Source organism: Desulfovulcanus sp., assembly GCF_982781345.1.
Map to the genome: position 1 here is coordinate 1 of NZ_CEYAEZ010000012.1, position 16,824 is coordinate 16,824.

Here is a 16,824-nt window from a genome sequence, read left to right on the forward strand (position 1 = left end):
CAACCCGTTTGTAATGCATTTCAGAAAATGCACTCTTCAATTGTGTAGTAATTTGGGGATGTTAATCATGTCAGAAAGTTGAGTAATCAACTAGTTCCTGCTATATTAAGGCACATCTGCTTCTTCCCAGGAAATAGTCTTTATCTGAGGTAAATCAAGTAGTTGGGATACAATCTTGTTCCAGGGCAGAGTATCTTTACTGTGTAACCTTATTTTATAGGTTACATAGCCTTCCACTTTATCTTGGTAATAATTGATAAATTTTATCCGCAAGTTAGGTTCGTAAAGGGATAGGACCGCCTTGATCATGTTCAAAGGGGCTTCGGAACATTCACACCTGAGAGTTAAAAGGGTGTGTTGATCATGGGTTATGGTTCGGCGAAAAAAACGTAAAGGGTAGAGGACAAATATACTGATGATAGTGGTTAAAATGGCTGGAATATATAATCCAGCTCCTACAGTGAGGCCAATGCCGGTTACTAGCCATAGACCTGCAGCAGTTGTTAACCCTCGTACGGATCCTTTTCCCTTAATAATTGCTCCCGCGCCTAAGAAACCCATGCTGGCAATAGCGTAAGAGGCAATTCGCGCTGGATCAAGACGAATAACGCTGTTTACATTATATTCTTTGAATATATCAGTGATTGCTAAAGAGAGAATCATCATCAAACAGGCTCCTATAGCAACCAAAAGGTTGGTGCGAAAGCCTGCGCTTTGTCCGTGTGATTCACGTTCAAAGCCAATAATTCCCCCTAAAATTGCCGTTAGGGAGAGTTTAAATATATAGGTAGAAAGTTGAGGGTAGTCCATTAAAAAGTACCTTAACTATTTAAAGTTAAAAGTGTTTATCTTTCCAGGTTTTCTATTTTTAGCCTTCTATCCTTCTAACACAACCATGTCTTCACCGTCATGCTCTTTAGTTAGAACATGTACGAGCTCTCGTCTGGAAGTGTTTAACTTTTTGCCCACGAAGTCTGCATGGATGGGAAGTTCCCTGTGTCCCCGGTCAATTAAAACCAGAAGCTTGATGGTTTTGGGACGGCCAAAATCTAAAATGGCTTCCAATGCTGCCCGGACAGTACGGCCTGTAAAGAGAACGTCATCTACCAAAACAATATCTTTTTCACCTAGGTCAAACGGAATATCGGTCTTATTAATAGAGGGGGTAGAGGCCAAATTGGTCCAGTCGTCCCGGTAAAGATTAATGTCTAGCTTACCTAAGTCTAATTGTTTTTTTGTTTTTTGTTCCAGGATTTTTTTTATGCGTTCGGCTAAATCAACGCCGCGTCTTTGAATACCAATAAGGGCTAATTTGGAAAAGTCAGATATACGTTCTAGAACTTCATAGGCTAGTCTTTCCAGGGTTTTTTGCATTTGTTCGGCATTCATTATTTGCTTTTCGTTTTTCATAATCACCCCTCAAAACATTTTTGGTTATTAATTATGCCTTTAATTTAGACGTTCGTCAAAGTTTTCTCAGCTATATATTTTTAAATTTTTTCATTTTGACCTGGTTTAAACAGAATTTTACTTATGAGTTTGTGGCCGAACCTTTTTATCAACTTAATTTCCAAGGTTTATTTCAGTCTTGGTTTCTTTCATGCTGGTACAAAGACTTGGACCCATCTACCCCTGTTGAATATTGGCAAAGCCAGCCCAGCTTCGCTGGATTCAACTGGGTAAAAGACTTGCTCGCGGACAGAGCATAACGGGATACTTTGGGTAAACAAATATTCTTTTTATTATCGATAGTTATGGTTAGTATAGCAAAATATTTAGCCCATTCATCCCGATGCTCTGTTCTTCCGCAAGCTTCGTCCCGCACCCATTTTGACTAAGTATCTGAATAGCGATGAGCATTGATGATTTTAAAGTTAATTTTTTGCTTTGCCACAAAATTTGCTGAAAATGGGTGCGGGACTTACCCAGCTCTTTGCAATGCATTCAAGAAACCAGGATTTCTAATCTGGTAGTCAAAATAGGGTTTGGCAACAGACTCTTAAGTAGTGAAGATGCTTGGGTAAAGCGATTTAGTTCGGGGAAAGTATCTAACAATAACAAAAATATAGTAATCTAAAATTTTAATTTTCATGTAAAAAGGCAGGACTTTAGTCCTGCCTTTTTTACGATGTCATCCCATTAATTTATTGTAAAATTGCTCTAAGTCATAATAAGGACACCAACAAATACTGGTTTTAAGTTTAGAATTTAACAGATCGTCTGTTAAAAAATTATCGGATCATTTTTTGCGGTAAATAAAAAACTACCTCCGGGAAAACTGTAATCAAAATAACCATTAAAATCATAATTATAAAAAAGGGGAAGGTAGCCTTTAAAATGTTTCCCACCTTTTCGTTGGATATTCCTTGGATAACAAAAATGCTAAATCCTACTGGAGGGGTTATTTGTGACAATTCAACCATAAATACTAAAAATATTCCAAACCATAAAGGTTTAAATCCAGCAGCTAATATAATAGGCAACACAATAGGTAAAGTCATCACAACTATAGAGATGCCATCAAGTATCATTCCTAAAACAAGATACATAGCTCCAATAACAAATATCAATAAGTATGGAGATAAGCCAAGACTCGCAATATATTCACTTAAAGCTCTAGCTATGCCCACAAATCCGACAACTTGAGACAAAAATGCAGCTCCGGTAATTATAAATGAGATCATTGCTGTTGTTTTAACTGCATTCAAAGCTGCCTCAATAAATCTCTTTGTGGTTAAATTTTTAAAAATTAATGCTAGGATTATAGAGCCTACAACTCCTATGGCAGCAGCTTCGGTTGGTGTTGTATAGCCAAGGTAAATACCGCCTAGAACAATAAAAATCAGAGAGAAGACAGGTATTAACTCTTTTAAAGATTTAATTTTTTCTTTGACTGAATATTTTTCGTCACTTTTAGGGACTATATCTGGATTGGTTATTGCTTTAAAAATAATAAAAGCAGAATAACTACCAGCAAGAATTAAGCCCGGGATCACCCCTCCGATAAAAAGTTTACCAATCGAAGTATCGGATAGGATGCCATAGATAATCATTATCAAGCTCGGAGGAATAAGAAATCCTAATGTCCCCGCACCGGCCAGAGAGCCTATGGCGAGTTGTCTGTCATATCCTCTCTTTGAAAGCTCGTCTAAAGTAATTTTTCCAACTGTTGCTGTTGTGGCTGCGCTAGAGCCAGACACTGCTGCGAAAAGTGAACAAGCCACTACGTTAATATGCAGAAGCCTTCCAGGTATATTAGACAGCCACGGCAATAGTCCATTTAGTAGTCTGGTGGAAATAGCTGTTCTGTATAGGATTTCTCCCATAAATATAAACAGAGGCAGGGCTGTCAAAGACCAGGAATTGATACTGTTCCACACTGAATTAGCCATCAATCCGCCAATCTTTTGCCAGATTGAAATAGTTGGCGGAAGATTAAGTTTAAATATCAACATCCCGGTAATGCCCGCAGCAAAAAGGGAAAAACCTATCCATAGTCCTGAAAGCAGGAATATGAACATTATGCCGAAAAGGACAAATGTTAAGATTAAAGGATCGGTAATTATGGTAGCCTCCTTATGAAGTATGATATTAATTGTAAATCAAAAACAAAAAAGCCAATCGGAAGAAAAAGTTGAGGTAGATATAAAGGTGTCTCTGCAATAGTATCAGCTGTCATTTCAAGTGAATATGTATCGTAAGCCATTAGTATTGAGTGATACAAAAGAAAACTACAAATTAAGACCGCGATTAAAGTTACAGATAAATCTAAATACTTATTAATTTTTTTATTTAATCTTGAAGAAATAAGAGTAATCCTTATATGTGAATTTTCTTTTAATGTGTATGCAAGGCCAAGCATAACAACGCCAACAAAAAAATAGGCACTGTATTCGTCGGCGATTAATGTAGATGTATTAAAAAAAGCCCTTAGGAATATTTCAAATGTTATCAAAATTATAATAAGAATCATCAGAATACCAGATAGGTATGCACTTATATTAGATAATTTGTCTGCAAGCTTAATAATGTTTGTTTTCATCAAAATAACCTTATACTGGAAATGCAGCTATACAATCCGGCTATCAGCTGGATTGTATAGCGCTAATAATTTTAATTATTTTAGCGTGTTGCGATAAAAAAATCGTATGGGTATCAAACTTTGAGGATTGGTAATAAATACGCCAGCAAATAGTATACTTACAAGAGCTTGTAGCCGAACCTTTTTATGAACTTAATTTCCATGGTTTATTCCAGTCCTGGTTTCTTTCATGCTGGTACAAAGACTTGGACCCTTCTAAAACTTGCTTGCGGACAGAGCATAATGGGATATTTTAGGTAAACAAATATTCTTTTTATTATCGATAGTTATGGTGAATACAGCAAAGTATTCAGCTCTTGCATCCCGATGCTCTGTTTTTCCGCAAGCATTACTAAGATTGGGTTACCCAAGCCGTTTATAATGCATTTCAGAAACCAGGACTTTCAATCAGCGCTTAAAATAGGGTTTGGCCACAGGCTCGCAGGCGCATTATTTAATTTTATTTTACAAATTTGCTTAATACTTTCTTTTCGCTACTTTTAGCCTTTTCTAAAAACTCATCTATAATTTTCTTTGCAGCTTCATCCATTGCTTTGTTTAATGTTGCATCTGGTTTTGAAACTTTAATTCCATGTTTACTAATTATTTCTAAGGCCTTAACTGTTCTTTCCTCTGATGCCTTCCATTGCTTTTCTTCTATTTCAGCGGCAGCCTTTTCCAGGGCATTTCGTTGGTCTTTAGAGAGAGCCTTATAGTAATCCATGTTAATGGTTACCATATTTAGAGGGAAAGCGTAATTTATGTCTTTAAAATATGATAATACTTCCCAGAATTTTCCATTTTTTGTTGATTCAGCAGAAGTTAATACTGAATCTATCATTCCTGTCCGCAGGGAGGAATATACTTCACCCCAGGGCAAGGACAAAGGTGAGGCACCCAATTCTCTTAAAAATTTAGCGCCATTTTTATCATAAGTGCGTGTTTTAAGGCCTTTTAAGTCAGCAACGCTATTGATTGGATTTTTGGTTACCAAGCCGCTTGGAGGCCAGGGGGCAGCATATAAAAATTTCTGGTTCCATTTCTTTGCCGCTTTTTGGTACAAGGGCTTACACTCATTATATAATTTTTTCGCTTCATCAAAACTCTTTACCAGTCGCGGGAGAGAACTAATTCCAAAAACATGCTCACTACCTGCAATTACCCCCATTAAAATGTCCGACATTGGAACCTGACCGTCTTTGACCACCTTTAGCAATTCTGGCCCCTTAAATCCCAAACTTCCACCGGGATGCACCGTGATTTTAACCGTGCCCTCGGAATATTTTTCCACCAACTTCGCAAATTCAAAAGCGCCTTGGGTATGGAAACTGGTTGGGCCATAAATAGCATTAAGATCAAGGTTAATCACCTCGGCACGAACTGGAGCAGCGAAAAAGACCACAATAAAGATAAATGTCATAATCCTTGTAAATGTTTTCATGTAGTTTCCTCCTTTTGTTTATTTTGTGGCAGACGAAGGTTTTTTAGATGCGTTATTATCCATCTGTCCATATCCTCCGCCACCTGGTGTTTCTATCCTCAGAATATCTCCTTTACACAACTTTACAAAGAATTTGCCAGGCATTTCCTTTTTTTGTCCATTTTGAATTATTATATTTTTACCACACCTTCCACTTTCACCTCCAAAAAGGCCATAAGGTGCATTGGTTCTTCTTTCTGACAAGACAGTCACCTCTGCATCGGAAATTAATTTTATTTCCCTTATGAGCCCATCTCCACCGTTGTATTGTCCTTTTCCACCCGACCCTCTACGAATAGAATATTGGGTAACTAAAAATGGGTAACTGAACTCCAATGCTTCTACAGGTGTGTTTAAAGTATTTGTCATATGTGAGTGTACTGCAGAGTCACCATCCTGTTTAAAAGTGGCACCCATACCCCCTGCTAAGGTTTCGTAATACGCAAAAGGAGTATCATTTCTATCATCTATCCCACCTATGGCAAGGTTATTCATTGTTCCTTGACTTGCCGCAGGAATCCTTTCAGGCAAAGCTTGAGATAAAGCTCCCAACACAACATCAACTATCCTTTGTGATGTTTCTACATTTCCGCCGGCCACTGCTGAAGGAAAAGTGGCATCAACAATACTTCCCTTTTGGGTTATGATTTTTATAGGACGCTGACAACCTGCATTTGTTGGTATATCTTCTTTAATAAGTGATCTAAAGACATATAAAACTGCAGATAATGTAATTGCATAAACAGCATTTACACTGCCATCTACTTGCCTGTCTGATTTTGAAAAATCTATTGTTGCTGTATCGTCCTTAATTGTAATGCTAACATGGATTTTTATATTGCTGTTTCCATAACCATCGTCATCAAGAACATCTTCAAAAGAATAAATACCATCTGGTATCTCTAAAATTGTTTTTCTGGTAATTTTTTCAGAATAGTCAATTAAGTTTTTTGCATAGAAATTTACTGTTTCTAAACCATATTTTTGTATAAGATCTTTTGTACGTTTGACACCAGTGATGTTGGCCATAACCTGCGCGGCAAAGTCTCCTTCTCTTTCCTGGGGAGTCCTCACATTATTTAGAAAGAACTTCATCACTTTTTCATCAATCTTGTTGTTTTCTACAATCTTTAAGGGTGGAATTATTACCCCCTCTTGAAAAATTGAACTTGATAAGGGCATTGAGCCAGAACTCATCCCTCCAACATCAGAGTGATGGGCCCTATTTGCGACATAGTAGACTGGTTTTTTCTCTCCGGCAAAGACAGGAGCAACTATCGTAATATCAGGTAAATGAGTACCGCCTTTAAACGGGTCGTTTAAGATGATCATATCCCCTTCATTTAATTCATATTCCTGAATCGCTGCCTTTACTGACAAAGGCATTGAACCTAGATGAACAGGAATATGGGCAGCTTGGGCTATCATATCTCCCTGTGCGTCAAAAATGGCACAGGAAAAATCCCTTCTTTCTTTAATATTTGGAGAAAATGCCGTTCTATTCAAGGTAACTCCCATTTCCTCTGAAATGGAGGCAAATCTGTTTTTGAAAACTTCAAGCAAAATAGGGTTTACTTTCATAACAATCCCTTTGCGAGTATTTAAGTTAAAAGTTTGATGCCATGAACTAAAACTGACTATTCATTTCATTAGGTTATGGAAATGATTATGTTCCCATAGTCATCAACTTCTCCGGTAGCAAATGGAGGAATAACAATAGTCGAGGTATATTCAACAACAATTGCCGGCCCTTTTATCAAGTTTCCACAAATCAGTTTATCTCTATCCAAAATTATTGTCTGTTCTTTTTTGCTGTCAAAGATAACATCTTTTTTATCAATAATGGCCTCGGCGGGAATATCCTTTTTAGTGAGTTTACTTTTTGGAAATTGGGGTTTGTCCGGAAGTCCTCTCGCCCTCAACCTGATATTTACTATTTCGACCTGCTTATCTTTGTTCGAATAACCGTATGTCTTCTCATGCAATTTATGAAAGGTTTCTTCATAGTTTTCATTAAAGGGAACAATGATTTCATAAGATTGGCCCTGATATCTCATATCCAGGTATTTATCCAAGATAATGTTATCTTGGTTTATACCCTCAAACAACAAATCATGGACGGCTTTGTCTTCCATAGGAGAAAACAGTTTGCTTATTTCTGCAAACTCCATCTTTTCCTTAATCATTACTGTCTGAGAATAATCCTTTATAATATCGGCCATCATCATGCCAATAGCAGAGAGAATGCCTGGATTTTTAGGGACCAGCACTTTCGGCATATTCAGAAGCTTCGCTAAAAATGCCGCATGCATTCCTCCTGCTCCACCAAAAGAAAACAACACGAACTCCCTTGGGTCAAACCCTCTCTCCACAGAAATTACCCGAATAGCCCTTTCCATAGCCGTATTGGCCACTGACAAAATTCCTTCCGCCAACTCAACAGGAGAAAGCCCAATTTCTTGAAACATTTTATTAAAATAATTATTTAATCTATCTACATGTAACTCCATTTTGCCGCCCAGAAAATTATCCGGGATGAGCCTTCCCAGAAACAAGTTTGCATCTGTAACGGTGATGTTTTCTCCTTTTCCGTAACATATCGGACCGGGGTCAGCCCCGGCACTTTCTGGACCTACCTTTAATGATCCACCCGCATCAATATAAGCTATTGAGCCACCACCTGCTCCAACAGTATGTATATCTATCATGGGCACTTTTACGGGAAATTCTGCAATACTTGACTCCAGTGTGAGCGGCAGGCTTTGATCTATAAGTGCAACATCTGTAGATGTTCCGCCCATATCAAAAGTTATTAATCTATCAAATCCAGCCAACTTGCCTAATTCGTATGCTCCAACAGCACCTCCGGCAGGACCGGACAATATAGTCCGCACGGATTCTTTCATTGCTGTTTCAGCAGAAATAGTTCCTCCATTGGACTGCATTATGCTTAGTTTGTTATCGCCTATACTATCCTTTATATATGTAATATATTTTTTCATTTTTGGAGAAACATAGGCGTTGATAACTGTAGTTGAAGTTCTTTCATACTCTCTGAATTCTGATAATATTTCGTGAGATAATGATATAGGGATATTCAACTTTTCAAGAATTTCTTTTACTTTTAGTTCATGCTCTGGATTTTTGAACGAGAAAAGTAGAGAAACTGCAATGGACTCAACCTGGGCTCTTTGCAGTTTGTCAATTAATTCGAATAGGTCTTGTTCGTCTATTTCTTCCAGTACAGTGCCCACATAGTTCACTCTACCGCTGATACCAAATCGTAATTTTGGCGGGATAAGAGGCTCATTTTTTTTGTATGAGAGATTGTATAATTCGCTTCTGTTTTGTCTACCGATTTCAATAATATCTTCAAACCCTTTATTGGTTATGAGTGCAGTCTTGGCCCCTTTTTTTTCTAAAATTGCATTTGTTGCAACAGTAGAACCATGAATAACACGGAATTTACCGTCTTTAACGATATGCCTAATTCCTGCTAATACAGCCTCTGCTGGATTCGATGGGGTAGATAACAATTTATACACACCCCATTCATTGCCGTCTTTGTAAATAAAATCAGTAAAAGTTCCTCCTGTATCAACACATATTATCATTAATTCCTCCTGATCATTATAATGCCTGGATAGCAATATAGAGAAAAAAGTTTTTTGAAATCTTTTGAGTTCGACTACTCTTTTTATGGCAGGGTTTGCCGTAGCCAGGTTTAAATAACAGTGGATGAACTCTGGACAAAAGAATTAAGTTTAATTAGCCAGTTAGGAGAAAAAAATGATTCTAGCCAGTTTTTGGGAAAAGGTCAAAAAAAAGGGAGTTTATTATTTTTTTTAAGGAGTTACAGAATGCAATTTAAAGTTGTTTATAGTCAGAGGGATATTCAGGCAAGGGTTCAGGAACTGGGCGCGCAAATATCCAAAGATTATGCCAATGAACCTTTAGTTGCTGTGTGCGTGTTAAAAGGAGCATTTGTATTTTTTGCTGACTTGATGCGGGCTTTGTCTATTGATCCAGAAATGGATTTTGTTCGTTTATCCAGCTATGCTGACCAGACTTCAACTACCGGAAAGGTTGTTTTTTCCAAGGACATGGAAATTTCCGTTGAAAACAAGAATGTTCTCGTCGTGGAAGATATTGTGGACACAGGTCATTCTATAAATTATTTAACTAAGGTACTTGAGGCAAGGAAACCAAAAAGTATAAAAATTTGTGCCTTATTGGATAAAAGAGAGAGACGACAAGTGGATGTTCAGGTTGACTATCCGGGATTTGTTCTGGAAAAAGGTTTTGTTGTTGGTTATGGTTTAGATTATGCTGAGAAGTACAGGAACAAGGATGGAATATATGAATTGGTCTTTTGACAAAAAAAATTCATTCTAAGAGGTGGTTTATGATTGTACAATGCCCGCAATGCAGCACAAAATACAAAATAAACGAGTCCAGATTGAAACCCGGAGTTAAACTCAAATGTACCAGATGCGAACATATCTTTGCTCCTAGTTTACCAGAAGATGACGGTATAAAGCTGGACGAACCCGAAATAGATGGTCTCGGTGACGTTGCCCCTGAAAATGAAAAGGAGACCGGGAAGGAGAGGGAGTTTGAAACGGAGGAAAAAGAACCTAAAGATATAGAAATAGAGATTTCGCCACAAAAGAAAAAAAAGTCCAAAAAGAGATCCAGGTTTTTTGTTGTTTTTATTTTATTGGTTTTCCTGTTGATCGGGCTCGGCGGAGGTATATACTATTTTTTCCCTCAATTAATAAACTATATTCCTGGTCTAAACACTATTAAACAAACCCAGGAAAGTTTGGAACAAAAGCAGGTGGTCAATGAAGAGAGAGTGAAAAATATCTCCCTGGAAAATGTGCGCCAATATTTTGTGACCAACGAAAAAATCGGTCAGCTATTTGTTATTGAAGGCCAGGCCGTGAATAGATTTAACCAACCTAAAGAACTTATTAAATTAAGGGCCAGCTTGTACGATAAGCAGGGCAATGTAGTTCAATCCAAAGAGTTTTATTGTGGCAATGTTGTTTCTCTGTTCCGATTGCAGGTGTTGAGCTTGGAAGAACTGGAATCAGCTTTGAATGCTAAAGTTGGCATTCTGACCAATAATACCTATATCAAACCCGGTGGCTCCACTCCGTTTATGGTTGTCTTTAAAGATCCTCCGAAAAGTGTAGAGGAGTTTGGTCTTGAGGTTATTGATGTTAAAGACCCGCCGAAGAAGTGAATAGGAGAAATTGAGAAACGGTGAAACAGAGAGGCGGATGAAAACTAAAGCAATAGTGCTAGCGTGGCCGGAATAGTGCATTAATCATAACAGAAGATTGGGTGTGAAAAGTAAAAAAGTATATATTTGTACAGCCTGCGGGGCAAAGGCCTTACAATGGCAAGGGCAGTGTGTGCAATGCGGAGAATGGAATACCCTGGAGTTAAAAGAAGTTGCTTCGTCTAGGCTTGTTGTACCTAAATCTAAGGCCAAGCCTGAAAGGCTTGATACCGGTCAAGTACTCAGCGCGCAATTTTTTAGCACTTCTATTGCTGAACTGGATGACATGTTGGGTGGAGGTTTTGTTCCAGGCGGGGTTATCCTTTTGGGAGGAGAGCCGGGCATAGGCAAGTCCACTTTGCTCTTGCAATTGGCGGTTAATGTAGCCCGGGAAGGGAAAAAAAGTATTTATATAAGCGGAGAAGAGTCTTTATCTCAAATCCAGTCCAGGGCAGAAAGATTGAACCTTCTGCCATCGGCTATGTTGGCGATGGCCACCAATTCTCTGGAAGAGATTCTGGCTCTGTTTGAGTCCGGAGATATCCCTCAGCTGTTGATCATTGATTCTGTCCAGACCATTGCTTGTACCTCTGTGGATTCCATACCCGGGTCCCCATCTCAGATAAGAGCTGTTGCCTCGGAACTTATCCATAAGGCCAAGGAAAATAACACCTGCATTATTCTTGTGGGTCATGTGACCAAGGATGGACAGATTGCCGGCCCTAAGCTTTTGGAACACATGGTGGATACGGTACTTTACCTGGAAGGGGACAAGGAGCATTTATTCCGGGTTTTGCGCGTGGTTAAAAATAGGTTTGGGCCCAGCAATGAGCTGATTTTATGGCAAATGAAAGCTTACGGTATGGAGATAGTTCAGGATCCGTCCACATTTTTCCTCCAGGCTCGAAATGCCAGTTTGAGTGGCTCTGCCATTGTCATGGCTGTGGACGGACAAAAACCTTTCGCTGTTGAAGTCCAGGCCCTTGCCAGCAATACTTTTCTGGCCATTCCCAGGCGTACGGCTTTAGGCATTGATGCCAATAGGCTCCACTTACTACTCGCTGTTATGGAAAAAAAGCTAAAGCTCAACCTGGGTCAAATGGATATTTATGCCAAAATTGGCGGAGGACTTAGGATTAATGACCCCGGCTTGGATTTGGGGTTAGTGGCATCTGTTTTGTCTTCTTTTTTTGATCAGCCACTTCCTGAACAGGCAGTTTTTTGGGGGGAAGTAGATTTGAACGGCCAGATTAGACCTGTGTTGGGGCATGACCTGCGTTTGCGTCAGGCAGAAAAGCTGGGTTACAAGCCTATATTCTGCCCTAAAGTTAGAAGCGACGCTTCTTTAGGGTGCGCTACGATTATGGATCTGAAAAGGATTTTGTTTGCCACCTAACCAGGGCCTTTAACCTCTTAAACTTTGAACCTTTAGAGCCTGTGGCCGAACCTTTATATCAACTCAATTTCCATGGTTTATTCCGGTCTTGGCTTCTTTCATGCTGGTACAAAGACTTGGACCCATCTAAAACTTGCTTGCGGACAGAGCATAATGGGATATTTTGGGTAAACAGATATTCTTTTTATTATCGATAGTTATGGTCAGTATCGCAAAATATTTAGCCCATTCCTCCCGATGCTCTGTTTTCCCGCAAGCAAAGTTCAAGATTGGGTTACCCAAGCCGTTTGTAATGCATTCCAGAAACCAAGACTTTCAATTTGGCGGTTAAAATAGGGGGTGGCCACCGGCTCTTTAGCCTTTTGACTTCTTCTTGTGTTTTCTAATCCATGCAAGCAATCTTGGCTCTTGTCCTTGATCTTTTGGATGATAAAAACGGCGACCTAGTAATTCTTGGGGCAGATAATCCTGCTCTACCCAGGACCCCGGATAGGCGTGAGGATATTTATAATTTTTTCCATAACCCCATTCTTTTTGTAGCCTGGTAGAAGCATTGCGCAGGTGTAGTGGCACTGACTTGGGGCCATTTAACCTCACCTCTTTTTGGGCAGCAAGATAGGCTGCGTAGGTGGAGTTGGATTTAGGTGCCAGGGCCAGATAAACCACTGTTTCGGCCAGAGGAATAAAGCCCTCAGGCATACCCACAAATTCAACAGCGTGTTGGCAAGAAACAGCTAAAGGCAAAGCCATGGGGTCTGCCAGGCCGATATCTTCTGAAGCCGATAAAATCAGGCGTCGACAGATGAAACGGGGATCTTCTCCTCCTTCCAGAAGGCAGGCCAGGTAATACAGGGCAGCATCAGGGTCACTACCGCGGATGGATTTGATCAGTGCTGAAGCAAGTTCATAATGGGCATCGCCAGCCCTATCTCCCCGAATAACTATTTCCGGAAGAATAGTTTTCAATTTTTGGGGAGAGCGTTCATTTTCCTTAAGGCTAGCTGTATATTCTAAAAGATTGAGGAGGGTTCTGGCATCACCTCCGGCAAGAGAAGCCAGAAGTTCAAGGCTTTGGTCAGGAATATCTATGTCCAGGATTTCTTTTCCTTTCCGGGCAATCTGTAGTAATTCGTCTTGGCTTAAACTATGTAATCTAAAAACACTTAGGCGAGACAATAGTTGCCTGGTTACACTAAAAGAGGGGTTTTCAGTAGTGGTGGCCAGAAGCACAATCTCACCGCTTTCCAGCAGGGGAAGAAAAAAATCCTGCTGCGCCTTGGAAAAGCGGTGCAACTCGTCCAGAATAAGGATGTCCAGGCCAGAAATTTTTTGGCGAAGCTTAGCAAGGCCAATTTCCGGAGCGCTGAAACGGGCAAAGTTTCGTCCTGAAGCCTTGGCAATGAGTAAAGCTAAGCTAGATTTTCCGCACCCGGGCGGTCCAAAAAAAAGAGCGCTTTGCAGCCTTTTACCCTGAATTATGGCCCTGAGTCTGGGTTTTATATGCTTCTGGCCCACAAATTGGTCCAGGTTCTGGGGTCTTAGTTTCTCAGCCAGGGGAGTATGCATGTTTTAGTTATTTTTCCTTCACTTCTATAATCGCCTTGGTTAATTTCTCCTTGTCATCTTTAAACAATTTATAGTTTAAAGCGTCTTCCAGGGCCTGACGGCTGGCTTCAATTATATTGTAAGATACTCCCACAGTTATCCACCTGGATTGGTGGTCGCCGGATTCGATGAGGACGCGTACTCTGGAAGCTGTACCGGAAAGATCTCCGTGAGTTAGGACAGAAAATACTCTTACCTTAAAGTCCAGTAGCTGCACTTCTGAAAGGGCAGGGTAAAATTTTTCCAAGGCCTTGCGCAGGGCATTGTCCAGTGCATTGACTGGCCCTTTGCCGGTAGCTGCTGTGTGCTCCAGGATTCCTCCTACGCGAACCCTGACCGTGGCTTCGGAAATTGGCTCCCTGTCTTCAACCCGCTTGGTTTCTAAAACTCGGAATTCTTCGAGAGTAAAGTAGCGGCGCGCCCTGCCCAGCGTTCGGTTAAGTAGAAGTTCAAAAGAGGCTTCCGCAGCTGTGTATTCATAACCCTGGCTTTCAAGGTCTTTTAACCTGGATAGAAGGTCTAGAACAAAAGGATCATCTTTATCGAGATGAAATCCATATTGTCTGGCCTTAAACAATATATTACTCTGTCCGGCCAGATCTGAAAGAAGGATGCGTTGTTTGTTGCCGACTGACTCGGGAGTGATGTGTTCGTAGGTCTTGGGGTTGCGGCGTACAGCACTGACATGGACACCGCCCTTGTGGGCAAAGGCAGATTTACCTACAAAAGGTTGACGATGAAAAGAGGGTAAATTTGCTACTTCCGAAACAAAGTGAGATATAGAGGTTAAGAGATTGAGTTTGTCTTCCGGCAAACAAGAATAGCCCATCTTCAGTTGTAGGTTGGGGATAATAGAACACAAATTGGCATTGCCGCATCTTTCCCCATAGCCGTTTATGGTTCCTTGTACTTGGACGATGCCTTTTTCTACAGCAATTAAAGAGTTGGCTACAGCCAGCTCTGAATCATTGTGAGTATGAATGCCTAAGGATGCTTCTGGCAATTCTTTTTGGACCTGCTCAATAATAGCTGATAGTTCGGAGCAGATAGTCCCGCCGTTAGTGTCACATAAAACCAGGACATCGGCTCCTGCCTCAAAGGCTTTTTTCAAGCAAGCCAGAGCATAGTCTCTGTTGGCTTTAAAGCCGTCGAAGAAATGTTCGGCATCAAAAAATAATTCTTTTACCTTGGGCCTTAAATAGGCAAGTGAATTGTAGATAAGCTCTAAATTACGTTCAAGAGTGGTTCGAAGTGCTTCCCGAACATGAATGTCCCAGGTTTTGCCAAAGATAGTGACAACAGGGGTCCGAGCTTGAAGTAAAGAATTCAGATTCGGATCGTTTTCAGGAGACTTCTTGGCAAGATGGGTGCTGCCAAAGGCAGATATCTGTGCATTTTTCAGGTCATAGTTTTTTATTTCCTGAAAAAATCTTTGATCTGTAGGATTAGAAGCAGGCCAGCCTCCTTCAATATAGTGGATGCCCAATTCGTCTAGTTTTTGGGCGATACGGATTTTGTCTTCAGTGGACAAATGCACGTCTTCAGCCTGGGTGCCGTCCCTTAAAGTTGTGTCATAGATTTTTACTGTTTTCATTGGTTTTGCCGGTTATTTGGGATTGAGTAGTTTTGTTATTGAGTCGTCTTCCTGGCTCATAAACCCGCCTTGGTGGAAATAGGGGGTCCATCTCCTTTGACCTATCAACTTCATAATTTCTCACTGTCTTAAGCCTGGTCTAGACCAAAGGCTTCATGCAAGGTACGCACTGCAAGTTCAGTGTATTTCTCCTCTATAAGACATGATATCTTAATTTCCGAGGTACTAATGATCATTATATTAATATTTTCGTTTTTTAGAGCAGAAAAGGCAATGGCTGCAACACCAGAATGATTGCGCATGCCCACGCCAATAACAGAGACCTTGGCCACATTGGGATCAGAGAGTACTCCCCTGGCTCCAATCTGGTCTTTTATTTTTTCAATAATATCCAGAGTCTCTTCAAGAGAACCTTTAGGTACTGTAAAGGTCATATCTGTTCGTCCCTCGCGGCTTGGGTTCTGGACAATCATGTCCACAACAATATTAGCCGCGGCAAGTGGTTCAAAGACTGTAGCGGCAATACCTGGTTCATCATAAACGTCAACCAGGGTAATTCTGGCCTGGTCTTTATCGTATGCAATACCCGAAACCATTGCAGCTTCCATTGTTTCGTCCTCCTGTACAACTAAGGTTCCTGGTTCATCAGAGAATGTGGACCTCACATGAACCGGGACGTTATACTTTTTAGCAAATTCCACTGACCGGATTTGTAAAACTTTTGCCCCCATACTAGCCATTTCCAGCATTTCATCATAGGCAATTTTATGGATTTTTCTGGCCTTGGAGCAGATATTGGGATCAGTGGTATATACTCCATCTACGTCCGTATATATTTCACACAGTTCAGCATTTAGGGCCGCAGCCAGGGCAACCGCTGAGGTATCTGAACCACCACGTCCCAAAGTAGTGATTCTTTGTTCGCAGTCACAACCTTGGAAACCGGCAGCAACTAAAACATCAAAGCGTGTGAGCATCTGTTTTAGTTTTTCAGCATCAATATCCAGGATGCGTGCCTTGCCAAAACTTTTATCTGTTTGAATAGGGATTTGGTAACCTAATAACGATCTGGTTTTAATACCTTTATCTTTGAGAAGCATAGAGAACAGAGCCACTGAAGTTTGTTCACCAGTGGCCAAAAGGACATCCATCTCTGCCGGATCAGGCTTGGAAGACCACTTTTTGGCCATATCGATAAGTCTGTTGGTTTCTCCGGACATGGCCGAAAGAACGACCACAACCTTATACCCTTTATCTAGTGCTGCTAAGACTTTTTCTCGCACTTTGAGCATGCACTCCAGATTGGCCACAGAGGTACCGCCAAATTTCTGTACCAGAATGCGCATGGCTTATTTTTACTCCTTTAAAGTTTATAATA

The 16,824-nt window shown here is 40.4% G+C and carries 13 protein-coding genes; 3 read left to right on the plus strand and 10 right to left on the minus strand.

What is annotated here, in order from left to right; translation table 11 throughout:
- Positions 1-105: 105 nt before the first annotated feature.
- From AC3WVG_RS03280 to AC3WVG_RS03310, 7 genes are all read right to left on the minus strand, one after another.
- Positions 106-810, minus strand: a complete 705-nt coding sequence (locus tag AC3WVG_RS03280) for an MgtC/SapB family protein (RefSeq protein ID WP_488796751.1) — start codon at positions 808-810, stop codon at positions 106-108.
- Positions 811-876: 66 nt separating this feature from the next.
- Positions 877-1,410 carry a bifunctional pyr operon transcriptional regulator/uracil phosphoribosyltransferase PyrR gene (pyrR, locus tag AC3WVG_RS03285; RefSeq protein WP_252379588.1) on the minus strand — a complete coding sequence of 178 codons (534 nt, stop codon included), beginning with the start codon at positions 1,408-1,410 and terminating at the stop codon, positions 877-879.
- 821 nt (positions 1,411-2,231) lie between these two features.
- Positions 2,232-3,566, minus strand: coding sequence for a TRAP transporter large permease (locus tag AC3WVG_RS03290; protein ID WP_488796791.1), 1,335 nt, complete (start codon positions 3,564-3,566; stop codon positions 2,232-2,234).
- A complete protein-coding gene (locus AC3WVG_RS03295; protein ID WP_488796752.1) occupies positions 3,563-4,042 on the minus strand; it encodes a TRAP transporter small permease subunit in 480 nt (159 codons plus the stop codon). Before AC3WVG_RS03295 ends, AC3WVG_RS03290 begins: the two co-directional genes overlap by 4 nt.
- Positions 4,043-4,541: 499 nt before the next feature.
- Positions 4,542-5,522 (minus strand): TRAP transporter substrate-binding protein, encoded by a 981-nt coding sequence (locus tag AC3WVG_RS03300; RefSeq protein ID WP_488796753.1) that lies wholly within the window; start codon positions 5,520-5,522, stop codon positions 4,542-4,544.
- A gap of 18 nt (positions 5,523-5,540) precedes the next feature.
- A complete protein-coding gene (locus AC3WVG_RS03305) occupies positions 5,541-7,142 on the minus strand; it encodes a hydantoinase B/oxoprolinase family protein (protein WP_488796754.1) in 1,602 nt (533 codons plus the stop codon).
- 68 nt (positions 7,143-7,210) lie between these two features.
- Positions 7,211-9,175: a hydantoinase/oxoprolinase family protein gene (locus AC3WVG_RS03310; RefSeq protein ID WP_488796755.1), complete on the minus strand. Its 1,965-nt coding sequence runs from the start codon at positions 9,173-9,175 to the stop codon at positions 7,211-7,213.
- Positions 9,176-9,421: 246 nt separating this feature from the next.
- On the opposite strand from AC3WVG_RS03310, the gene hpt reads away from it, so the two are divergent.
- From hpt to radA, 3 genes are all read left to right on the plus strand, one after another.
- Complete coding sequence (hpt, locus tag AC3WVG_RS03315; RefSeq protein ID WP_488796756.1) at positions 9,422-9,937, plus strand: hypoxanthine phosphoribosyltransferase; 516 nt, start codon at positions 9,422-9,424, stop codon at positions 9,935-9,937.
- Between the two features lie 29 nt (positions 9,938-9,966).
- Positions 9,967-10,812, plus strand: coding sequence for a DUF3426 domain-containing protein (locus AC3WVG_RS03320; protein WP_488796757.1), 846 nt, complete (start codon positions 9,967-9,969; stop codon positions 10,810-10,812).
- 103 nt (positions 10,813-10,915) lie between these two features.
- Positions 10,916-12,247 carry a DNA repair protein RadA gene (radA, locus tag AC3WVG_RS03325; RefSeq protein WP_488796758.1) on the plus strand — a complete coding sequence of 444 codons (1,332 nt, stop codon included), beginning with the start codon at positions 10,916-10,918 and terminating at the stop codon, positions 12,245-12,247.
- A 354-nt stretch (positions 12,248-12,601) separates the two neighbouring features.
- On the opposite strand, the gene AC3WVG_RS03330 is transcribed toward radA, so the two are convergent.
- The 3 genes from AC3WVG_RS03330 to AC3WVG_RS03340 all read right to left on the minus strand — a co-directional run bounded on the left by AC3WVG_RS03330 (position 12,602) and on the right by AC3WVG_RS03340 (position 16,792).
- Positions 12,602-13,813, minus strand: a complete 1,212-nt coding sequence (locus tag AC3WVG_RS03330) for a replication-associated recombination protein A (protein ID WP_488796759.1) — start codon at positions 13,811-13,813, stop codon at positions 12,602-12,604.
- 7 nt (positions 13,814-13,820) lie between these two features.
- The gene (cimA, locus tag AC3WVG_RS03335; protein WP_488796760.1) at positions 13,821-15,446 is read right to left on the minus strand and encodes a citramalate synthase; all 1,626 of its coding nucleotides are present in this window, start codon (positions 15,444-15,446) and stop codon (positions 13,821-13,823) included.
- 128 nt (positions 15,447-15,574) lie between these two features.
- Positions 15,575-16,792, minus strand: a complete 1,218-nt coding sequence (locus AC3WVG_RS03340) for an aspartate kinase (protein WP_488796761.1) — start codon at positions 16,790-16,792, stop codon at positions 15,575-15,577.
- Between the last annotated feature and the right edge of the window lie 32 nt (positions 16,793-16,824).